We start from the raw sequence: 20,127 nt of genomic DNA, 5'->3' as shown, positions 1-20,127 counted from the left end.
CCTCAGCGGCCGGGGCCCTGCCCGGTCCGCGTGGTCGCCGCCGTCGTGACGTCGGTCGCCGATTCGACCATGTCCGGGCCGTAGACGTCCGAGTGGATCACCTTCAGCAGGAGGCAGAACGTGCCGTTCAGGCCGTGGCGGCGTGCCAGTTCCGTGTGGTGGCGGGTCAGGTAGCGTATGGCGGCCTGATTGGTGATCGCGCGCTGGCCCGACGCGAGGAAGACCGGGCGGCCGCCGTCGGGGCCGGCCAGGCGGGCGAGGAGGACGTACTCCGCGGTGCCCTTGTCGAGGCGGTACGTCTCGCCGCCGATGGTGAACGCCCCGCCGTCGCGCGCGTTCCCGTGGTCCATGTTCACCTCGACCCCGGGCAGCATCGAGCGCAGGTGCGCCTGTGTGCGCTGGTTCGAGGCCGGGCCTCCCACGCAGAACTCGGTCCGTACCCCGAAGCCCTGGCGAGCACCGTCGTGCACGACGATGTCGGCCTGCGCGCCGCACTCCTTGATCAGCGCGGACAGTTCGAGCAGCGCGAACGTGTCGTAGCGCGAGACGCCGTGCCCGCTCGCCGTCGGATCCTGATTGACGACGAGCAGGCACTCCGTACCCCCGGGAAGCCCGAAGAACGCCTGCTTGCGCCGCAGCTGCCGCCGCCACACGAAGGCCCGGACGAACCATCCGGCGGCCGCGCTGATCCCGCTCGCGAGCAGGCCGAGGACGATGTCGCGTACGTCGTCGTTCATGAGGGCGGAGCTTACGGGTGAGGGCACCGGCCATCAGGCGAGGGTCAGCAACTCGCGGTAGTCCTCGTTCCACAAGTCCTCGTCCGCGTCCGGCAGAAGCAGGACGCGGTCCGGCCGGAGGGCATCGATCGCGCCCTCGTCGTGGGTCACCATGATGATCGCGCCGGGGTAGGCGGCGACCGCGGTCAGGACCTCGGCGCGGGAGGCGGGGTCGAGGTTGTTGGTCGGTTCGTCCAGGAGCAGGACGTTCGCCCCGGAGTGGACCAGCCCGGCCAGGGCCAGGCGGGTCTTCTCGCCGCCGGACAGCACCGCGGCCGGCTTGTCGGCGTCGTCGCCGGTGAAGAGGAACGCGCCCAGGACGCCCCGCACTTCACCGTCCGTGAGGTGCGGCGCCGCCGCGGCCAGGTTCTCGCGGACCGTACGGCGGGCGTCGAGCGTCTCGTGCTCCTGGGCGAAGTAGCCCAGCCGCAGCCCGTGCCCGTGGACCACCCGCCCCGAATCCGGCGTCTCCACACCGGCCAGGATGCGCAACAGGGTCGTCTTGCCCGCGCCGTTGAGGCCGAGGATGACCAGCCGGCCGCCCCGGTCCACGGCCAGGTCCACGCCGCCCAGCACCTGGTGGTCGCCGTAGGACTTCGTCAGGGCGACGGCGCCCAGCGGCATCCGCCCGCACGGGGCGGGCTCCGGCAGCCGGATGCGGGCGACCTTCTCCACGCGCCGCGCCGGCTCCAGATCCGCGAGCATCCGGTCGGCGCGCCGCGCCATGCTCCTGGCCGTCACAGCGGTGGAGGAACGGGCCTTCATCCTGTCCGCCTGCGCGTGCAGCGCGGCCGCCTTGCGTTCCGCCCCGGCCCGCTCGCGGACACGCCGCCGCTCCTCCGTCTCCCGCTGCGCGAGATATGTCGTCCAGCCGGTGTTGTGGATGTCGATCGTCGCGCGCGTGGCGTCCAGGTGGAAGACCCGGTTGACCACGTCGGAGAGCAGCGACGTGTCGTGGCTGATCACCACGAGACCGCCCCGGTGAGCCGTGAGGAACGTACGCAGCCAGGCGACCGAGTCGGCGTCGAGATGATTCGTCGGCTCGTCCAGCAGCAACGTGCCGTCGTGCCCGGCGAAGAGGATGCGGGCGAGCTCCACCCGGCGCCGCTGCCCGCCGGACAGCGCGCCGACCGGCTCGCCCATGACCCGCTCGGGCAGCCCGAGCCCGGCCGCCACCCGCGCGGCCTCGGCCTCGGCCGCGTACCCGCCGCCGGACTGGAAGGCGGCCTCGGCCCTGCCGTACGCGCTCATCGCCCGGGCCAGCGCGGCCGGTCCGGCGGCCTTGGCCATCGCGGCCTCGGCGGCGCGCAGTTCACGCAGCGCGCGGTCCATGCCACGGGCGGAGAGGATGCGGTCGGTGACGGTGGCCGAGGGGTCGGCCGTACGGGAGTCCTGCGCGAGGAAACCCACCGGCCCGGTGGCGGTGACCGTCCCGGCGGCGGGCCGGGCCCGGCCCGCCAGCGCGGTCATCAGGGTGGTCTTGCCCGCGCCGTTGCGGCCGACGAGGCCGATGCGGTCGCCGGGGGAGACGGTGAAGGAGAGATCGGTGAGCAGCAGGCGGGCGCCCGCGCGCAGCTCGGCACCGCGAACGGTAATCATGAGGTAACGCTCCGAAAAGACTGAAGGACACACTTCTGGCGTGGAAGCGGGTTCCTCAGCTAGGAAATTCGGGGCGTGGACATGGGGCCACCGTAACCGGAAGCCCTGATGTCGGCCCAGTGGTTTTTCGCCCCCGGGGCCGTTGCCACCGGTCGCCGTCGGCTCGTCACTCGTTCGTCACCGGTCCGTAGGAAGCCCCGAACTCCCGGTCGAGGCGGATGCCGGCTGACACTCGCGCGCCCGCCGACGATTCCCCCCTCGCAAGGCCGGAGGGCGCCAGAACCCTCTGATCCGGCATAGTTCAGGAGGCCCGGCATGGCAGCACCATCGGTACCCGAGCCGGAGGGCGAGCAGCCCCGCCGCACTCGCCCCGTCATCCCGGCCCAGGTGCCGCGCGTGTTCGACCAGGAGGCATCTCTCTCCGACGATGTGCTCAAGGAGCTCTACTCACGGGCCTTCCGCTATCTCCGCTCCCGGGGCGTGAACGAGGCGGATGCCGGTGAGATCGCCCAGGAAAGCGTCCTCGCGGCCTGGAAGAAGCGGCCGCCCCTCGGACGGAAGCAGGCCACGGCCCTTGCCGTGACGGTGGCCCACAACAAATGGGTCGATCTGATCAGGGCGAAAACGCGCCGCCCGGAGTCGTTGACGGATTTCAACGACTGGGACCGGCCGTCCGACGAGGACGTCGAACTCCTCGTCGAGAACTCGGAACAGGCCCGTGAGGCAGTGAAGATCCTCAAAGAGGTCGTGCCGAGCAAGCGCGAACGGGACGCCTTCGTGATGTGTGAACTCTGGTGTCTGACCAGCAAGGAGGCCGCCTTCCTGCTGGGCGCCCCCTCCGCCGGAGCGGTCCGGACCGCGCTCTCCCAGGCACGGGAGAAGCTCAAGGTCCACCGCGGCGCGCAGAGCGCGGGATAGCCGGGCGGGACAGCCGGGTCGGACGCGTCTCGCGATCACGGTCCACGTGATCGCGGGGCGGGCCTTGCCGGGCTCACGGGGGAATGATCCAGGGGAGAAGCACAATGAACGAACAGAACCGGGACGGTTACAACGACTTCATGGCGGTGCTGAAATCAGTCGATTCCGAGACGGTCGCCGCCGATACCGGAAGCGGAGCGGAGTGGGCCGGGCTCAAGGCCGCCATCCTTTCCCGCGAGGAGCGGGCCCTTTCCCGTGAGGAGGGGACTCCTTCCCGTGTGGAGGGGACCCCTTCCCGCGAGGAGCGGGAGGAGCAGGGGGAGACGGCGGACGAGGAAGCGGTGTCCGACGAACCGGCCGTCGTCATTTCTCCCCCTCCCGCCCTTTCCGCGGGCCAACTGACCGCACACCTGGTGCCCCTTGTCGTTCTCGCGGTGGGGGTCATGGCCTGGACGACATTCCAGTGGATGTGGGTCCGGATCGTCGGCGTCGGCCTGATCCTCCTGGCCTTTCTCGGCAACGACCTGCTGCGCCTGCTCAGGGACTACCGCGCGGAACGGCGGCCGGACCGGGGGACACGGCGGCGTACGGGCATGGCGGCCTCGGCACTCACGGCGGCGGCGGTCACGGCCGTGGCATCGGTCGTGCCTGACATCGGGCACTAGGGACGCGGCACTCGCCGCTGTCGGCGCGGAACATCGGACGGCTGCGACGGGGGTTCGGCTGTCCGATGGCCACGCCGGTCGGCACGGCACCAGGCACCAAATCCCGCCCGGGGCACCTGATCTGACTGGGCATCAGACACGAGGTGCGCGCCCGGGCCGCATGGACTGACGGGCATCAGGCGCGGCGGCGCAGCAGCGCCTGACGGCGCGCCCTGCGCTGCTTCGCCTTCTTGGCACACCAGCTCGCCGCGCTCATCAGCGCCCCGGCGAGCGCGACCCCGGCGGTCGTCATCGGCCCGTCGTGCAGCCACGCGTAGTCGTACATCGCGACACCCGTAGCCACGAGCCCGCCCGCGCCGGACGCCGCGCTCGCGATCACATAGCCGGTGTCGATCCGGCGCTCCAGGACTTCGAGCCGGTCGGTGAGGGCGGGGCCATCCTGTGCCATCGGGGACTCTCCGGTGCGTCGGCGACAAGTCGTGGTCGTGGGGGAATCGCCGGGGGGTGGGGGAGTGTCACTTACCGCGGGGCTCCGCCCTGGGCTCCATGTGCGGGTGGGCGCCTGCGGCGCTTGTTCCCCAGCCCCGCCCCTTCCCGGCGGCATCTGATGTGCGGCTCCGCCGCGTGGGGGGCTCGCGCCCCGGGCCCCGGCTGCGGGTGGGTGGGCGCCTGCGGCGGGCTTTTCCCCAGCCCCGCCCCTTCCCGAAACTGGGGCGCGCGTGCCCCAGACCCCCGGCTGCGGGCCGGTTGCCGCCTGCGGCGGGAGCGGCCTGCGGCCGCGTCCTCAATCGCCGGACGGGCTGGAAAGAAAGGCGTATCCGGGCTGAAAAGAAATGAGCTGCGCGCTCCACAACCCGCTGTCGTCCTCCGGTGGGAGGGGGTGGGGCTGGAGGGTGGGGTTCTGGAACGCGGTGCGTCGTCACGGCACTCCATACGCCTCACGGTGCCCGCACCGCGTTCCAGGTCCCCAGCCCGGAAGGCCCGCCCCCGGCACCCACCACCACCCAAGCCCGGCCGGCGTTTGAGGCCGCCCGCCGCAGGCGCAACGGACCCGCACAGATCTAGGGCACGGGCCCGCCCGCAAGAGCCGTCCCGAGCGGCGTCCGCTCGTAGAGGACCTGATGGCCCGCGCGCCGCGACGTCAGCAGACCCGCCGCCCGCAGTACTGATAGGTGAGCTGACACGGACGACAGGGCGAGGCCGTGCCGATGGGCCAAGGCAGTCGTGGAGGCGGGCTCGGCCAGGTCCGCGAGGAGCGCGGCGCGGTTCGCGCCGAGGAGCCGTACGAGCGCCTCGGCCGTGTCCGTGTCCGGCGTCGCCCACAGGCCGGCGATGCCGCGCGCCGGATAGACGACCGTGGTCGGCCACGGAGGTTCGAACCCGCCGATCACCTCCGGCCAGGAGAACGCGCTGGGCACCAGCGTCAGACCGTCGCCGCCCAACTCCCGGCTGTGTTCGCCGGGCCGGGTGATGCTCAGGGTGTCGCCGGACCACACGAGGCGCGGATGCAGATCCGCGAAGAGCGCCTCCAGGCCGCCCTCCGTGAGCCGCCGCGCGTGGAAGGCGACATCCGCTTCGAGGAGGGCGCGCAAGCGGGGCCAGTCGGGGGCGAGCAGGGAGTGCCAGACCCTTTCGAGCAGCGCGGTCAACTGCCGTAGCGACGCTGCCGGATCGGCGAGCATGGCACGGCCCGCCGGCGTCCGCGCCGCGCCCGGTGTGTCGGCGAGGCTCCGCGCGAGCTCGCGCCGCACGACATCGAGGTCGGTGGCCCGTACATGCGCCAGTTCCTCCTCGAAGGAGGCCAACGGGCTGTCGGGCGGCGGGCAGAGGAAGTCCGGGTGATAGCCCCGCACCGGGTTCACCAGCGTGATCGGCGAGAGGTCGAGCCTGGCGGCGGCTTCGCGGCCGCGCCGTAGCCACGGCAGATGGTAGCCGTGCCGCTCGGGGTTCAGCAGGGTGTAGACGGCCTGGTGCGTCTCCCACAGCGGGGAGATGGCGAAGCGGCAGCGCAGCAGGTCGTCGGCGCCGAAGAGCATGCGGTACGGCATGGGGCCTGCCTTTCCGGTCCAGTTGGCGCGCCTGCGGCGGGCTTTTTTCCCCGGCCCCGCCCCTTCCCGGCCGCGTCTGATGTGCGGCTCCGCCGCGTGGGGGCGCGTGCCCCGGGCTCCCGACTGACCCGCCGTTGCCGCCTTGCGGCGGGGGCGGCCTGCGGCCGCGTCCTCAATCGCCGGACGGGCTGAATCGCGCACCGTAGCGCGTAGTCTGCGGCCCGCAGCTCACGCGCCACGGTCCGCGTAATCAGCCCGTCCGGCGATTGAGGACACCGCGGCGAAGCCGTGTTGCGGGGCCCGGGGCACGAGCCCCCCACGCGGCGGAGCCGCACATCAGATGCCGCCGGGAAGGGGCGCGGCCGGGGAACAAAGCGCCGCGGCGCGTCAGCGCTCGGACGTGCGGCGGCGCGTCGCCAGGACCAGGGCCGCGCCCGTCGCGAGGGCGGCCGCCGTGCCGCCGACCGCCCAGGGGGTGGCCGAACCCGCGCCCGTTGAGGCGAGTTCGGTGCTGTCGCCTGCCGGCTGAGCGGCGTTGTCGGAGGAGGAGGCGGGCTTCACGACCACGGGCTTCGGCTTGTTGCCGGTGGCAGAGCGGTCGTCCTTGGCGTCCTGCTTGCCGTTCTCAGCCGCGTCCTTGTTCTGGTCGCTCTTGTCCTTGTCGGCCTTGTCCTTCTCAGCCTTCTCCTGGGCCTCCTTGTCGGCCTTGTCCTTGGCGTCCTTGGCGTCCTTGGCCTCCTTCTCGGCCTTCTCCTTGGCCGCGGCCGCATCCGCCTCGTCCTTGGCGCGGGCCTCGTACTGGCCGACGTCCAGGAAGTGACGGAGCGCCTCGGGGCTGTCGTCCTCCAGCGCCGCATAGGCTGCCGCTCGCACATGGGAGCCGTGAGCCGCACCGCTGGAGACCTGGCTGACGCGCAGGCGCAAGTCCGTCAGGCGGGCGAAGTGCTGCCCGTCCTCCAGGAAGCGGACGCGGTCCTCCGGGGTGCCGTTGAGCGCCGCCTCCGCCGCTTCGCGGAGGGTCGGGCCGGCGCCGTCGAGCATCCTCAAAATGGCGAAGCGGTTGTTCTCGTCGGCCTTCTTCGCGGAGCCGTCCTTCGCGGGCTCCTTCTCCGGCTCCTTGACGGGCTCCTTCGTCGGCTCGTCCTCCACCTTCGCGTCCGGCTTCCCGTCCTGCTTCGCGTCCTGCTTCGTCTCTGCAGCCTTGTCCGGCGTGGAAACGGTCGTCGGCGGAACGGTGTCGGCGGCGAACGCCGGGGAGGAGAACAGAACCGCCGGGGCGATCGCGGCGGCCGCGACCACGGCCGAGACTCGGGCCAACTTCATGCGCTGTACCAACTTTTCCTCAGGGAAACGCAAAACTTCCCGATCATCCTATGTCGGCCTTGGCGTTCCCTTTACCCAGGGTGCCGGACACGGAAATTCCGGATCTCTCCAGGAACCCGCGCCCTAAGAAGCCGCGCGCCGCGCACTCCGATTCCGCAGCACCCCCCAGCCGATCGCCAGCAGCACCACCCACACGCCCATCACATACAGCGCCACCCGGCTGTCGGAACTCCAGGCGATGAGCACGGTCACCAGGGCGAAGAAGGCGAGCGCGAGCCAATTCGTATAAGGAGCACCCGGCATGCGGTAGGGCGACGGTTCCGCCCCGCCCGCGGCGACGGCGCGGCGATAGCGCATGTGCGTCACCAGGATGATGCTCCAGACGAGGATCGCGCCGCCGGTGGAAACCGACGTGATGTAGGTGAACGCGTGGTCGGGGTCGAGCGCGTTGATGAGCACGCCGACTCCCATGGTCACCGCCGACACCGCCAGCGCCGGTGCCGGGACACCCCGCCCCGTCAGTCTGGCCAGCGCCTTCGGCGCGTGGCCGTTGACCGAGGCTGTACGCAGCATGCGTGCCGTGGAATAGAGGCCGCCCGCGTTGCACGAGGAGAGGGCCGCGGTGAGCACGATGAAATTGACGATGCCCGCGGCCGCCGGAATTCCGATCTTGGCGAAGGCGGCGACGAACGGGCTGACGCCCGGGTGGAATTCGGTCCAGCTGACCACGGAAAGGATCACGAGCAGCGTGCCGATGTAGAACAGACCGAAGCGCAGCGGAAGGCTGTTGATCGCCCGCGGGATGTTCTTCCGCGGGTTCTCCGCCTCACCCGCGGTGACGCCGACGAGTTCCACGCCGAGATAGGCGAAAAGGACGATCTGGAGCGTCATCAGGGAGCTGTGCGCGCCGTGGGGCGCGATGCCGCCGTCCTGCCACAGGTGGGTCACCGAGGCGGTTTTCCCGACGTCGCCGAAACCGATGAGGAGCACCCCGAGCCCGATCAGGATCATGCCGACGATCGCGACGACCTTGACGAGGGCGAACCAGAATTCCAGCTCACCGAACGCCTTCACCGAGATGAGGTTGACGGCGAGCAGGACGACGAGGGAGACCAGGGCCGTCTGCCATTGCTCGATCCCGGGGAACCAGTACTTCACATACTGCCCGGCGGCGGTGATCTCGGCCATGCCGGTCGTGACCCACATGATCCAGTAGGTCCACGCGGTGGCGTATCCCCAGAAGGGCCCGAGGAACTCCCGCGCGTATTCGGCGAAACTGCCTGCCACGGGCTTGTGGGTGAGCAGCTCGCCGAGTGCGCGCATGACGAAGAGGAGCACGACGCCGGCGACGGCGTACCAGATGATGAGGCTGGGCCCGGCCTGGGATATCGCGGTTCCCGCGCCGAGGAAGAGGCCGGTCCCGATCGTGCCGCCGATGGCGATCATCTGGATCTGCCGGGACCCCAGGCCGCGCTGATAGCCCTCGGCGGACTCGCCCTCCGCCGCCCGGCTGTCCGCGCCTTTCGCTGTGGTTTCGCCCGTTGTCGGTGGCTGCATCCACGGAACCCTTCTCGTACGGATCTTGGGCTCGCGACCCTAGGTACCGATACGGGTGGCGACAAGTCGCTTTCGGTTGCGCCGGGCTTGTTCCCCCACCCCGCCCCTTCCCGGAACTGGGGCGCGTGCCCCAGACCCCCGGCTGCGGGCCGGTTCGCTGCCTGCGGCGGGGGAGCCATTGGGGTCTCCCGGACGGAATCTGGGGGAGCTTCCTCACTCTTCCCCAGCTACCGCTGGGAGGTGTCCCCACGGGCCGGAATGCGCACCCTGAAGCTCAGCACCCCTCCGGGGTTGATGGTGTCCACCGGCGTGAGGGGGCGGGACGCGCAGGGGTGACGCGGGACGTAAAGCGAAGCAGTCCCGTGTTACCCCGGAGCGGCACGGCCCCGCACTGTCACAACGGCGAAGAACCCACAACCCAGCCCGGCCGGCGTTTGAGGCCGCGCCCGCAGGGCGCTCCGCCGCAGGCGCAACGAACCCGCACTCGGAAATGGCGAGAGGCTCAACTAGCCCGGCCACGCCCGAAGGGCGCCCCGCCGCAGGCGGCAACAAACCTGCACCGCACATCGGCGAGAGGGCAGCGCAAGGGGCGCAGGTCACCGGTTTCGGCGTGGGCGGGCTGCTGCTCACCGCCGTCTCACCGCGCGCCGCCCTGCTCGCCACCGCCGCCGGATTCCTCGCCTCCGCCCTGCTGCTGCGCCTGGGGACCCGGCGGCGGCCGGGGCGGACAGAGCGGGGCGGCCCGCTGCTGACGGCCTCGCTGTCCGGGCTGCGGGAGGTCTTCGGGCGGCGCCGCGTACGGGCGTTGCTCCTGTTGTCCTGGACACCGCCGTTCTTCCTGGTCGCTCCCGAAGCACTCGCCGCTCCGTACGCGGACCGCACGGGGGCCGGACCGGTCGGCCTGGGGCTGCTGCTGTGCGGGATGCCGGTGGGGTCGATCGTCGGCGAGGTGCTCGCCGGCTCGCTGCTCGGCCCGCGCGGCCGGGAACGCATCGTGCTGCCGGTGGCGGCCGTGCTGCTGCTCCCCTTTCTCGTCTACGCGGTGCGGCCCCCGCTCGGCCTCGCCCTGCCCGCCGTCGCCCTCGCGGGCACGGGGATGGCGTACACCCTGGGCCTGGACCAGTGGTTCGTCGCCGCCGTGCCGGACGAACTGCGCGGCCGCGCGATGACCTTGCAGACGGCGGGCACGATGACCCTCCAGGGCCTGGGCATGGCGCTCGCGGGCGCGGCCGCCGAATCCGTGCCGGTGCACGACGTGGTGGCGGGGACCGGCGTGCTGGGTACGGTCGTGGTGGGAGCGGTGATCCGCGGTGTCGTACGCTCGCCTCCCAGCAAAGGATCTTCAGGGGAGGGAGCCGCCGGTGTTCGGTGGAGGCAAGCGGAGCCCGCAGGTGCTCGTGCTGCGCGATTCACAGGCGATCGCCGAGGCCGTGCGCGAGGCGCTGGCCGGCGCGAGTGACGAGCAGCGGCCGGGCCTGGAGCTGGCGGCCGGGCTGATCGCCCGGTACGCGGAGCGGCCCGACCGCGAGCTGCGGGCGGAGTGGACGCGAGGCGTCCTCGCGGAGGCGGGCGTCGACCCCCGCACCCACGAGGTGTCCGCCGTCAAGGCGGTGCGCCAGGCGCGGCCCGGCCTCGGCCTCGCGGAGGCCGTGCAACTCGTGCGCGAGGCCAAGGAGGAAGGGCCCGGCGGAGCCACGTCCGGAGCGTGAGATGACGGTGACCACGATGTGACCGGGGGGTAGGCTCGACGCGTGCCGAAGCCGCTCAGCCTCTCCTTCGACCCCATCGCCCGAGCCGACGAGCTCTGGAAGCAGCGCTGGGGGTCCGTGCCGTCCATGGCCGCGATCACCTCGATCATGCGCGCGCACCAGATCCTGCTCGGCCAGGTCGACGCGGTCGTCAAGCCGTACGGGCTGACCTTCGCGCGCTACGAGGCGCTGGTGCTGCTCACCTTCAGCCGGGCCGGCGAGCTGCCGATGTCCAAGATCGGCGAGCGCCTGATGGTGCACCCGACCTCGGTGACCAACACCGTCGACCGCCTGGTGGTCTCCGGCCTCGTCGCCAAGCGGCCCAACCCCAACGACGGGCGCGGCACGCTCGCCTCGATCACCGAGAAGGGCCGGCAGGTCGTCGAGGAGGCCACCCGCGACCTGATGGCGATGGACTTCGGGCTCGGGGCGTACGACGCGGAGCAGTGCGGCGCGATCTTCGACATGCTGCGCCCGCTGCGGGTCGCGGCGGCGGACTTCGCGGACGACGCGTCGAAGGACGCGACCGGGGACCGGGCGGACGATCTCACGGACGGGTGATGCCTTCCGGCGCGCGCCGGGGGTGGCGAAGATCGCCCCGGATCGGGCGGTTACGCTCGTGGGCATGAAACAAAGCGTGCTGACCCGCTACCGCGTCTTGGCGTACATCACGGGTGTGCTGCTGATCCTCCTGACGATCGGCATGATCGCGAAGTACGGGCTGGACATGGACGTCTCGGGCCCGGTCCGCGTGATCGCCATCGCGCACGGCTGGCTCTACGTCCTCTATCTGGTCTTCGCCTTCGACATGGCCTCCAAGGCCAAGTGGCCGTTCGGCAGGCTGGTGTGGGTGCTCATCGCCGGCACCATCCCGACGGCCGCGTTCTTCGTCGAGCGCAAGGCCACCCGCGACCTGGAGCCGCTCGTCGCGGAGGCCGCCGCCACCGCCTGACGCGAGACGCGTGGACCCGCGCCACGCGCACAGCCCCGGACACCCTTGTGTTCGGGGCTTTCTTGCGCGACCATTTACTAGGACGTCCTAGTAAATTCGCGGGGCGCGGAGAGGCGGTTCGGAGCACATGGACGCAGAGTCGATCGAGGCAGGGCGCGGCCGCTGGCAGGCGCGGTACGACAAGGCCCGCAAGCGGGACGCGGACTTCACCACGCTCTCCGGCGACCCGGTCGAGCCCGTCTACGGCCCGCGCCCCGGCGACGCGTACGAGGGCTTCGAGCGGATCGGCTGGCCGGGGGAGTATCCCTTCACCCGCGGTCTGCACCCCACGGGCTACCGCGGCCGCACCTGGACCATCCGCCAGTTCGCCGGCTTCGGCAACGCCGAGCAGACCAACGAGCGGTACAAGATGATCCTCGCCGCCGGCGGCGGCGGGCTCTCCGTCGCCTTCGACATGCCGACGCTCATGGGACGCGACTCCGACGACCCGCGCTCCCTCGGCGAGGTCGGGCACTGCGGGGTCGCCATCGACTCCGCGGCCGACATGGAGGTCCTCTTCAAGGACATCCCGCTCGGCGACGTCACCACCTCGATGACGATCAGCGGGCCCGCCGTCCCCGTCTTCTGCATGTATCTCGTGGCCGCCGAGCGGCAGGGCGTCGACCCCGCCGTCCTCAACGGCACGCTCCAGACGGACATCTTCAAGGAGTACATCGCGCAGAAGGAGTGGCTCTTCCCGCCGGAGCCCCACCTGCGGCTCATAGGGGATCTCATGGAGCACTGCACCCGCTCCATCCCCGCCTACAAACCGCTCTCCGTCTCCGGCTACCACATCCGCGAGGCGGGCGCGACGGCCGCGCAGGAGCTGGCCTACACCCTCGCCGACGGCTTCGGCTATGTCGAGCTGGGCCTGAGCCGGGGCCTGGACGTCGACACCTTCGCCCCCGGCCTCTCCTTCTTCTTCGACGCGCACCTCGACTTCTTCGAGGAGATCGCCAAGTTCCGCGCCGCCCGCCGCATCTGGGCGCGCTGGATGCGCGACACCTACGGCGCGAAGACCGACAAGGCGCAGTGGCTGCGCTTCCACACCCAGACGGCAGGCGTCTCCCTCACCGCCCAGCAGCCGTACAACAACGTCGTCCGCACCGCCGTCGAGGCCCTCTCCGCCGTGCTCGGCGGCACCAACTCGCTGCACACGAACGCCCTCGACGAGACCCTCGCCCTCCCCAGCGAGCAGGCCGCGGAGATCGCGCTGCGCACGCAGCAGGTGCTGATGGAGGAGACCGGCATCGTCAATGTCGCGGACCCGCTGGGCGGTTCGTGGTACGTGGAGCAGCTCACCGACCGCATCGAGGCCGACGCCGAGAAGATCTTCGACCAGATCAAGGAGCGCGGCGCGCGGGCCGTGCCGAACGGCGCGCACCCCATAGGGCCCATGACCTCCGGCATTCTGCGGGGCATCGAGGACGGCTGGTTCACCGGCGAGATCGCCGAGAGCGCCTTCCGCTACCAGCAGGCCCTGGAGAAGGGCGACAAGCGGGTCGTGGGCGTCAACTGCCACCACGGCTCCGTGACCGGCGACCTGGAGATCCTGCGCGTCAGCCATGAGGTGGAGCGGGAACAGGTCCGCGTGCTGGCCGGGCGGAAGGCCGCGCGGGACGACGCCAAGGTGACGGCGGCGCTCAAGGAGATGCTGGACGCCGCGCGGTCCGGGGCGAACATGATCGCGCCGATGCTCGACGCGGTGCGGGCGGAGGCGACGCTGGGCGAGATCTGCGACATCCTCCGGGAGGAGTGGGGGACGTACGTGGAGCCGGCGGGCTTCTAGGTTTTCTCCCCAGCCCCGCCCCTTCCCGAAACTGGGGCGTGTGCCCCAGACCCCCGAGTGCGGGCCGGTTCGCCGCCTGCGGCGGGAGCGCCCTGCGGGCGCGTCCTCAAACGCCGGACGGGCTGAAAATCAGCCCGTCCGGCGTTTGAGGACACCGCGCGAAGCGCGGTCAGGGGGCTGGGGCACAGCCCCCCACGCGGCGGAGCCGCGCATCAGACGCGGCCGGGAAGGGGCGGGACCGGGGACAAGCCGCCCACCAGCAGCGTGGTGAAGCCGCGTGCCCACTCCTTGTCCACCGGTTCCGCGCTGACAAGCGCACGATGCACCACCGCTCCGGCGATCACGTCGAAGATCAGGTCCGCGTTGCGGGCGGCCGCCGCCGCGTCCTCCTCCGGCGGGAGCTCGCCGCGCTCCTGCGCCCGCTCCCGTCCGATGAGGACGAGCCGCTTCTGCCGGTCCACGATCGCGCAGCGGATCCGCGCGCGCAGCGCGTCGTCCCGCGTGGACTCGGCGACCACGGCCATCAGCGCCGTCTTCGTCTCCGGCCGCTCCAGCAGCGCGGCGAAGCGCAGCACCACGCCCTCGATGTCGGCCGTGAGGCTGCCGAGGTCGGGCAGCTCCAGGTGCTCGTCGAAGAGCGCCGCCACCGCGTCCACGACCAGCTCGCTCTTGCCCGCCCAGCGGCGGTAGAGCGTCGTCTTGGCGACGCCCGCGCGCGCCGCGACATCGCCCATGGTCAGCTTCCCCCAGCCGAGTTCGACCAGGGCGGCGCGCGTCGCGTCGAGTATCGCCCGGTCGGCCTCGGTGCTGCGGGGGCGGCCCGTACGGGCGCGGGCGGAATTCATAGCCGCGACCTTACCGCCGAGTAGCCAAGCCGGTATGAGCCAGATCACGCAAAGACCTGGGGGTGCCCCATTGCGAGCGACCGGCTTCCAGTTACGCTACGACTCGTAGCGAAAGAGCGACAACCACAGGTGCCGGGTGGGGACCCGGTGCCGAAGAAGACGCTACGAGCGCCGTACGACGGCGCGCTTTTCCGATCGCCGTGCCGAGGGGGGAGGATAGGCCCATGCAGCCACGGAACATGTCCATGAGTGGAGTGGTCGACCTCGCCGCGGTGAAGGCCGCCGGGGAAGCCAAGCAGAAGGCGGAGCAGGCCCGTGCCGAGGCCGCCCGTCAGGGCGGCGCGCCCGCCGCCGGTGCCCAGCGCCTGGTCTTCGACGTCGACGAGGCCGGCTTCGAGGCGGAGGTGCTCCAGCGCTCCGCCGAGGTGCCCGTCGTCATCGACTTCTGGGCAGACTGGTGCGAGCCGTGCAAGCAGCTCGGCCCGCTGCTGGAGCGGCTGGCCGCGGAGTACGCCGGCCGGTTCGTGCTCGCCAAGATCGATGTCGAGGCCAACCAGCTCCTCTTCCAGCAGTTCGGCGTCCAGTCCATCCCCGCGGTCTTCGCCGTGGTGGCCGGGCAGGCCCTGCCGCTCTTCCAGGGTGCCGCGCCCGAGGCGCAGATCCGGCAGGTGCTGGACCAGCTCGTCCAGGTCTCGGAGGAGCGCTTCGGGATCGTCGGCGCCCCGGTGGAGCCGGGTGCCGCCGACGCGGCCGCGGCCGCCCCGGCAGCACCCGCGGGCCCGCACGACAGCGCCCTGGCCCTGGCCCACGACGCGCTGGACGCGGGAGACCTGGGCGGCGCCGTGCGGGCGTACAGGAACGTGCTGTCCGACGACCCGGGCAACGCCGAGGCCAAGCTGGGCCTCGCGCAGGCCGAACTGCTCCAGCGCGTCCAGGACATGGACCCCCAGCAGGTGCGCAAGGCCGCCGCCGAGGGCCCGGCCGATGTGCGGGCGCAGATCGCCGCGGCCGATCTCGACCTGGTCGGCGGGCATGTGGAGGACGCGTTCGGCCGGCTGCTCGACGTGATCAAGCGGACCGCCGGCGAGGACCGCGACGCCGCGCGCGTGCGGCTGCTGGAGCTCTTCGAGGTGATCGGGGCGGATGATCCGCGGGTGGGTGCCGCGCGTACGGCACTGTCGCGCGCGCTGTTCTGACGGAACCTCCTTCTCCCGTGCCACAGGCGGCACGGGCTGCCGTGCTTTACCAAAACTTGGTAATTGCGGGGCTCGTTACTGCGAGTAAGAAAAACCCGGGCATTCGCCCGGGTTTTTTCGTATGCCTCCCGTTCCTTCCGCACACGGTGCGGCACCCTTCCGGCGCGGGTCGATGCGGTGTGGACCCCCCTTGGTTATCCGCCCGTTACTCGCTAGTAATGAACCTCTTGTGCCCCGGCCGTGAATGGACCACGATCGGCCAAGCTCGGTCCATTCCCTTACCCGGCAGCCGGTCGGTGTGCGGTGGTGGGTCCCCACCGGGCGGGCCGTCCCGCGACCGGGGCGGCTCGGGGACAGGGGGGTCCCGGCCGTCAACGGCAGGGCCTGTCCCGGCGGTTGCGCGAACGCGTGGCCAGTGGTTGTCGCTCGGGGGTGATCGCCGGTGCCGTCGGAGGCGTTTCGCGCCGCCGGGTGCGGCGGCGCTCTCCTTTCCGAGGACGTAGCACTTCTCCCATCCCGGGCCCGGGCCATGAGGTCCCGACCGGAGATGTACGTCCGAGAAGGAGGAAATCCATGCAGTCCCAGACTCGAGGTGGGACCAGGTGGCGCCGGTTCGCCGTCGTGATGGTGCCCAGTATGGCGGCTACGGCCGCGATCGGCGTGGCGGTGGCGCAGGGAGCGCTGGCGGCCTCGTTCAGTGTTTCGGGTCAGCAGTTCAAGGTACGGGCAGGTGAGTTGGTCGGTGAGGACTTCGTCCAGTACGGAGCCCTTGACAAGAACTCTGCCGGGCCGCACCCGGTGGCCGTGGTCGGGCTGAAGAGTGCGACCATCAGCAACCTCTGCCAGTCCGTGGTCATCCCGATCCCGTTGCTCCACAAAGACGTGACCATGAAGCTCACGGCCGGTGGCGGCAAGGACAAGGTCACGGCCGACACCCTCTATATCGACGCGGACGTCCTGAAGGCGGATGCCAAGTTCGAGGACATCGACATCGGCGTGCCGGTCGACAACACCAAGAAGGGCGAGAACGGCGGCAAGGGCCCCGGCCCGGCGCCGGGCGACCTTTACGAGAAGGGCTCGTTCGCCCAGCAGGCGAAGCGGGTGACCTTCACGGATGCCAAGCAGCGTGCGTGGGCCACCACCGCGGGCACGTTCAACCTCAAGGGTCTGCACATGGACGTGGGCTTCAACAAGAACGAGTGCTTCACCGACGCCGAACTGGAGTAGTCGAGGCGGGCGCGGGCACCCCGCGAAACCGTACCCGCGCCCGTACACCCGCGCCGCAATGCGCTTGCGCAGACGTACCACCGATCGCCCCGAGGAGCCGTACGACATGAGTGCCGACACGCGACCCCGGCCGGCAGGATCATTCGGCCGCGCCCGCCACTCGTTCCGGGAGTGGCGCGGGCAGCGCCCCTTCTGGGGCGGGCTGTGGACCCTGCTGGCCGGCATCCCGATCATGTACATCCCGTACCAGACCATGACATTGGGCGACCTGCACATCCGCATGGCCACCACCGCGGGCGCGGGCTCGCTGATCATCGGCGTGCTGCTGGTCGTCCTCGGGCTGACGCTCTGGTTCCAGAAGCAGTCGCGGATCTTCGCCGGTGTCGCGGCGATCCTGCTCGCGCTGGTGTCGCTGGTGGTGTCCAACTTCGGGGCGTTCCTGATCGGCTTCCTGCTCGCTCTCATCGGTGGCGCCCTCGGTGTCTCCTGGGCGCCGGGCAAGCCGGCCGCGGAGGCGGAGGAGCCGGAGGGCGGCCCCGCGCCGCGGGACGGTACGCCGCCGTCGGGGCTCAGCCTGCTCAAGGACAGCGACGGGGGGCACAGTGCCGCGTGAGGAGACACCCGAGGGCGAGGGTGTGAGAAGCGGACCCCGGCACGCCGCGGCCCGCAAGCCGCTGCTCGCCCGGCTCCACATGCCCGCGGGCAAGGCCGTGGCCATCGCGGCGATGCCGACGGCCGTCCTGATGGGCATGGGGTTCACGCCCCAACTGGCCCTGGCGAAACCGCCGTTGCCCGAGCCGTTCGACGGGCAGTGCGCGACCGCGCCCGACGCGTCGCCCGAGCCGGGCGCGAGCGGGAGCACGAGTCCGGGCCCCGCGCCGAGCCGGAGCGCGAAGGAGTCCGCCACCCGGCCCACGGAGCAGCCCTCCAAGGCACCGGAGCCGCCGTCCGCGAAGCCGGAGGCCAGGCCCGAGACCAAGCCCGAGGCCAGGCCGGAGCCCGGGAAGAGCCCGGACGCGGGCAACGCCGCCAGGACCGGCCCGTCGCCCGCGCCGTCGCCTTCCGCTTCCCCCTCGCCGTCCAAGTCGTTCAACCCGCTGGACCCGCTGGGGCTCGGCGACAAGCTGAGGGACATCCTGGACGGCGGCAGGTCCGGCGCCGGGAAGCAGCCGTCGGCGCCGCCGAGTTCCGCGCCCGCCCCGTCGGGCGGTCCGTCCTCCGCGCCGTCCGGCGCGCAGCACGTGCCGCCGCCCGCGGACGCCCGTACGCCCGACGGCCGGCCCAGCGGGAAGGCGTCGACGGCGCCGTCCACCGAGCCGTCCAGGGCACCCTCGAGCGCACCCCCCAGCACCGCGCCCTCGCCGGGCGCGAGTCCGGGCACGAGCGCTTCCCCGGGAGCGCTGCCGCCGTGCCCCAAGGGGAAGGCGGTGGACGGGAACGACGGGCACGCCTTCCCCGACCAGCCCTGGTATCTGGAGGCGAGCGTCCTCACCCTCAAGGGGCTGACCTACGACGGCATCAAGAAGATCACGATGGCGAACGGGCAGCAGAAGTCCGTGCTCAAGTTCACCGCGGACGCGCTGACGATCAAGGACCTGCACCAGATCGTCAACAGCTACGGCAAGGAGTACCACGTCGCCGGGCCCGGGACGGATTCCACGGTCACGGGCGGGCAGGTGACGATGTACACCGAGGAGCTGAAGGGCAATCTGCTCGGGCTGATCCCGTCGACCGCGAGCCCCACGAGCCCGCCGCCGCTGATCCCCGGCCTGAAGCTGCCGATCCCGATCTTCTACACGAACGTGAAGATCCGGCAGGGCGGCCAGTTCGGCGGCACGCTGCACATCCCGAACCTGCACCAGTACCTGACGAATGGCACGTATCCGTAAGGGAACGCCTCCCTGAGGGAACGCCGGAGGGGCCGGTTCCTGGCTGGACTTCAGCCAGGCACCGGCCCCTCCGCTGTCCTGCTAGCGGCCCTCGCCGCCCAGGTGGTGGACGCGGACCATGTTGGTCGTGCCCGGGATGCCGGGGGGCGAGCCGGCGGTGATGATCATCGTGTCGCCCGCGCTGTAGCGCTTGAGCTTCAGCAGCTCCGCGTCGACCAGGTCGACCATCGCGTCGGTGTTGTCGACGTGCGGCACGACGTAGGTCTCGACGCCCCAGCTCAGCGTGAGCTGGTTGCGGGTGGAGGCGTCCGTGGTGAAGGCCAGGATCGGCTGGGCCGCGCGGTAGCGGGACAGCCGGCGGGCCGTGTCACCGGACTTGGTGAAGGCGACCAGCGACTTCGCGCCGAGGAAGTCGGCGATCTCGCAGGCGGCACGGGCGACCGCGCCGCCCTGCGTGCGCGGCTTCTTGCCCGGGACGAGCGGCTGGAGGCCCTTGGAGAGGAGCTCCTCCTCGGCCGCCTCGACGATGCGGGACATCGTCTTGACCGTCTCGATCGGGTAGGCGCCGACGCTCGACTCGGCCGACAGCATGACCGCGTCCGCGCCGTCCAGGATCGCGTTGGCGACGTCGGACGCCTCGGCGCGGGTCGGCCGCGAGTTGGTGATCATCGACTCCATCATCTGGGTCGCGACGATCACCGGCTTGGCGTTGCGGCGGCACATCTCGATGAGGCGCTTCTGCACCATCGGGACCTTCTCCAGCGGATACTCCACCGCGAGGTCACCACGGGCCACCATCACACCGTCGAACGCCATGACGACGCCCTCCATGTTGGCGACGGCCTGCGGCTTCTCGACCTTGGCGATGACCGGCACCCGGCGGCCGACCTCGTCCATGACGCGGTGCACGTCGAGGACGTCCTTGGCGTCGCGGACGAAGGACAGCGCGACCATGTCGCAGCCCATCGCGAGCGCGAACTTCAGGTCCTCGATGTCCTTCTCGGACAGCGCCGGGACGTTGACCGCCGCGCCGGGCAGGTTGATGCCCTTGTGGTCGGAGATCACACCGCCCTCGATGACGATCGTCCGGACCCGCGGGCCCTCGACCTCGGTGACCCGGAGCTCGACGTTGCCGTCGTTGATCAGGATCTGGTCGCCCTTGGAGACATCGCCCGGCAGGCCCTTGTAGGTCGTGCCGCAGATCGTGCGGTCGCCCGGGACGTCCTCGGTGGTGATGGTGAACTCGTCGCCGCGCACCAGCTCCACGGGGCCGTCCGCGAAGGTCTCCAGGCGGATCTTCGGGCCCTGGAGGTCGGCCAGGACGCCGACCGCGCGGCCGGTCTCCTCGACGGCCTTACGGAGGCGGTGGTACCGCTCCTCGTGCTCCGAGTGGGTCCCGTGGCTCATGTTGAAACGGGCCACATTCATACCCGCCTCGATCAGCGTCTTCAGCTGGTCGAAGGAGTCGACGGCGGGGCCCAGGGTGCAGACGATTTTGGAACGGCGCATGGGGCAGATCCTATCGGTTTGTTTCGGAGCGGAATATTCGAGCTGTG

18 protein-coding genes and 1 pseudogene are annotated in these 20,127 nt (G+C 71.2%); 11 read left to right on the top strand and 8 right to left on the bottom strand.

The genetic code is table 11. The features are described from left to right. Positions 1–2: 2 nt before the first annotated feature. A complete protein-coding gene (locus tag ACH427_RS26550; RefSeq protein ID WP_398873277.1) occupies positions 3–737 on the bottom strand; it encodes a hypothetical protein in 735 nt (244 codons plus the stop codon). Between the two features lie 33 nt (positions 738–770). Next, positions 771–2,375 carry an ABC-F family ATP-binding cassette domain-containing protein gene (locus ACH427_RS26545; RefSeq protein WP_398873275.1) on the bottom strand — a complete coding sequence of 535 codons (1,605 nt, stop codon included), beginning with the start codon at positions 2,373–2,375 and terminating at the stop codon, positions 771–773. Between the two features lie 315 nt (positions 2,376–2,690). Between ACH427_RS26545 and ACH427_RS26540 the strand changes: the two genes are divergently transcribed. Together ACH427_RS26540 and ACH427_RS26535 are read left to right on the top strand one after the other, a co-directional pair. Next, positions 2,691–3,293: an RNA polymerase sigma factor gene (locus ACH427_RS26540; protein ID WP_398873273.1), complete on the top strand. Its 603-nt coding sequence runs from the start codon at positions 2,691–2,693 to the stop codon at positions 3,291–3,293. Between the two features lie 104 nt (positions 3,294–3,397). Then, positions 3,398–3,958, top strand: a complete 561-nt coding sequence (locus ACH427_RS26535) for a hypothetical protein (RefSeq protein WP_398873271.1) — start codon at positions 3,398–3,400, stop codon at positions 3,956–3,958. A gap of 175 nt (positions 3,959–4,133) precedes the next feature. On the opposite strand, the gene ACH427_RS26530 is transcribed toward ACH427_RS26535, so the two are convergent. The 4 genes from ACH427_RS26530 to ACH427_RS26515 all read right to left on the bottom strand — a co-directional run bounded on the left by ACH427_RS26530 (position 4,134) and on the right by ACH427_RS26515 (position 8,886). Next, a complete protein-coding gene (locus ACH427_RS26530; RefSeq protein WP_398873269.1) occupies positions 4,134–4,406 on the bottom strand; it encodes a hypothetical protein in 273 nt (90 codons plus the stop codon). Positions 4,407–5,019: 613 nt separating this feature from the next. Beyond that, on the bottom strand, positions 5,020–6,006 hold the full coding sequence (locus ACH427_RS26525) for a DUF5937 family protein (protein WP_398873267.1): 987 nt from the start codon (positions 6,004–6,006) through the stop codon (positions 5,020–5,022). A gap of 387 nt (positions 6,007–6,393) precedes the next feature. Next, positions 6,394–7,329, bottom strand: coding sequence for an ALF repeat-containing protein (locus ACH427_RS26520; protein ID WP_398873265.1), 936 nt, complete (start codon positions 7,327–7,329; stop codon positions 6,394–6,396). 123 nt (positions 7,330–7,452) lie between these two features. Next, the gene (locus ACH427_RS26515) at positions 7,453–8,886 is read right to left on the bottom strand and encodes an amino acid permease (RefSeq protein ID WP_398873263.1); all 1,434 of its coding nucleotides are present in this window, start codon (positions 8,884–8,886) and stop codon (positions 7,453–7,455) included. 580 nt (positions 8,887–9,466) lie between these two features. Here ACH427_RS26515 and ACH427_RS26510 point away from each other — a divergent pair. The 5 genes and pseudogenes from ACH427_RS26510 to ACH427_RS26490 form a co-directional block, all read left to right on the top strand. Continuing rightward, a pseudogene (locus tag ACH427_RS26510) lies at positions 9,467–10,237 on the top strand (MFS transporter); the annotation flags it as partial. A gap of 40 nt (positions 10,238–10,277) precedes the next feature. Next, positions 10,278–10,595 carry a hypothetical protein gene (locus tag ACH427_RS26505; RefSeq protein WP_398873261.1) on the top strand — a complete coding sequence of 106 codons (318 nt, stop codon included), beginning with the start codon at positions 10,278–10,280 and terminating at the stop codon, positions 10,593–10,595. A 42-nt stretch (positions 10,596–10,637) separates the two neighbouring features. Then, on the top strand, positions 10,638–11,195 hold the full coding sequence (locus ACH427_RS26500; RefSeq protein ID WP_398873259.1) for a MarR family winged helix-turn-helix transcriptional regulator: 558 nt from the start codon (positions 10,638–10,640) through the stop codon (positions 11,193–11,195). A gap of 64 nt (positions 11,196–11,259) precedes the next feature. Further along, positions 11,260–11,586, top strand: coding sequence for a DUF3817 domain-containing protein (locus ACH427_RS26495; protein ID WP_398873257.1), 327 nt, complete (start codon positions 11,260–11,262; stop codon positions 11,584–11,586). A gap of 127 nt (positions 11,587–11,713) precedes the next feature. Continuing rightward, positions 11,714–13,414 (top strand): methylmalonyl-CoA mutase, encoded by a 1,701-nt coding sequence (locus tag ACH427_RS26490; RefSeq protein WP_398873255.1) that lies wholly within the window; start codon positions 11,714–11,716, stop codon positions 13,412–13,414. 212 nt (positions 13,415–13,626) lie between these two features. Here the strand turns inward: ACH427_RS26490 and ACH427_RS26485 are convergent, their stop codons facing one another. Continuing rightward, on the bottom strand, positions 13,627–14,259 hold the full coding sequence (locus tag ACH427_RS26485) for a TetR/AcrR family transcriptional regulator (protein ID WP_398873253.1): 633 nt from the start codon (positions 14,257–14,259) through the stop codon (positions 13,627–13,629). Between the two features lie 224 nt (positions 14,260–14,483). Here ACH427_RS26485 and ACH427_RS26480 point away from each other — a divergent pair, with 224 nt between their 5' ends. From ACH427_RS26480 to ACH427_RS26465, 4 genes are all read left to right on the top strand, one after another. Continuing rightward, a complete protein-coding gene (locus ACH427_RS26480; protein ID WP_398873251.1) occupies positions 14,484–15,455 on the top strand; it encodes a tetratricopeptide repeat protein in 972 nt (323 codons plus the stop codon). A gap of 573 nt (positions 15,456–16,028) precedes the next feature. Further along, entirely contained in the window at positions 16,029–16,682 is a 654-nt protein-coding gene (locus ACH427_RS26475) for a DUF6230 family protein (protein ID WP_398873249.1), read from the top strand. Positions 16,683–16,788: 106 nt separating this feature from the next. After that, the gene (locus ACH427_RS26470) at positions 16,789–17,295 is read left to right on the top strand and encodes a DUF6114 domain-containing protein (RefSeq protein WP_398873247.1); all 507 of its coding nucleotides are present in this window, start codon (positions 16,789–16,791) and stop codon (positions 17,293–17,295) included. Positions 17,296–17,317: 22 nt separating this feature from the next. Further along, positions 17,318–18,571, top strand: coding sequence for a hypothetical protein (locus ACH427_RS26465; protein ID WP_398873245.1), 1,254 nt, complete (start codon positions 17,318–17,320; stop codon positions 18,569–18,571). A gap of 81 nt (positions 18,572–18,652) precedes the next feature. On the opposite strand, the gene pyk is transcribed toward ACH427_RS26465, so the two are convergent. After that, positions 18,653–20,080 (bottom strand): pyruvate kinase, encoded by a 1,428-nt coding sequence (pyk, locus tag ACH427_RS26460; RefSeq protein ID WP_398873243.1) that lies wholly within the window; start codon positions 20,078–20,080, stop codon positions 18,653–18,655. Positions 20,081–20,127 lie beyond the last annotated feature (47 nt).

This window comes from Streptomyces sp. NPDC020379 (genome assembly GCF_044387105.1).
GTDB lineage: Bacteria > Actinomycetota > Actinomycetes > Streptomycetales > Streptomycetaceae > Streptomyces.
Note: the sequence above shows the minus strand (reverse complement) of the source record. Positions and strands in the feature narration are given on the sequence as shown.

Excerpts from the sequence above, each read along its gene's own strand:
- ACH427_RS26520 (WP_398873265.1), bottom strand. The coding sequence starts at position 7,329 with ATGAAGTTGGCCCGAGTCTCGGCCGTGGTCGCGGCCGCCGCGATCGCC.
- ACH427_RS26545 (WP_398873275.1), bottom strand. The coding sequence starts at position 2,375 with ATGATTACCGTTCGCGGTGCCGAGCTGCGCGCGGGCGCCCGCCTGCTG.
- ACH427_RS26470 (WP_398873247.1), top strand. The coding sequence starts at position 16,789 with ATGAGTGCCGACACGCGACCCCGGCCGGCAGGATCATTCGGCCGCGCC.
- ACH427_RS26535 (WP_398873271.1), top strand. The coding sequence starts at position 3,398 with ATGAACGAACAGAACCGGGACGGTTACAACGACTTCATGGCGGTGCTG.
- ACH427_RS26480 (WP_398873251.1), top strand. The coding sequence starts at position 14,484 with ATGCAGCCACGGAACATGTCCATGAGTGGAGTGGTCGACCTCGCCGCG.
- ACH427_RS26550 (WP_398873277.1), bottom strand. The coding sequence starts at position 737 with ATGAACGACGACGTACGCGACATCGTCCTCGGCCTGCTCGCGAGCGGG.
- ACH427_RS26490 (WP_398873255.1), top strand. The coding sequence starts at position 11,714 with ATGGACGCAGAGTCGATCGAGGCAGGGCGCGGCCGCTGGCAGGCGCGG.
- ACH427_RS26540 (WP_398873273.1), top strand. The coding sequence starts at position 2,691 with ATGGCAGCACCATCGGTACCCGAGCCGGAGGGCGAGCAGCCCCGCCGC.
- ACH427_RS26515 (WP_398873263.1), bottom strand. The coding sequence starts at position 8,886 with ATGCAGCCACCGACAACGGGCGAAACCACAGCGAAAGGCGCGGACAGC.
- ACH427_RS26525 (WP_398873267.1), bottom strand. The coding sequence starts at position 6,006 with ATGCCGTACCGCATGCTCTTCGGCGCCGACGACCTGCTGCGCTGCCGC.
- ACH427_RS26495 (WP_398873257.1), top strand. The coding sequence starts at position 11,260 with ATGAAACAAAGCGTGCTGACCCGCTACCGCGTCTTGGCGTACATCACG.
- ACH427_RS26530 (WP_398873269.1), bottom strand. The coding sequence starts at position 4,406 with ATGGCACAGGATGGCCCCGCCCTCACCGACCGGCTCGAAGTCCTGGAG.
- pyk (WP_398873243.1), bottom strand. The coding sequence starts at position 20,080 with ATGCGCCGTTCCAAAATCGTCTGCACCCTGGGCCCCGCCGTCGACTCC.
- ACH427_RS26485 (WP_398873253.1), bottom strand. The coding sequence starts at position 14,259 with ATGAATTCCGCCCGCGCCCGTACGGGCCGCCCCCGCAGCACCGAGGCC.
- ACH427_RS26475 (WP_398873249.1), top strand. The coding sequence starts at position 16,029 with ATGCAGTCCCAGACTCGAGGTGGGACCAGGTGGCGCCGGTTCGCCGTC.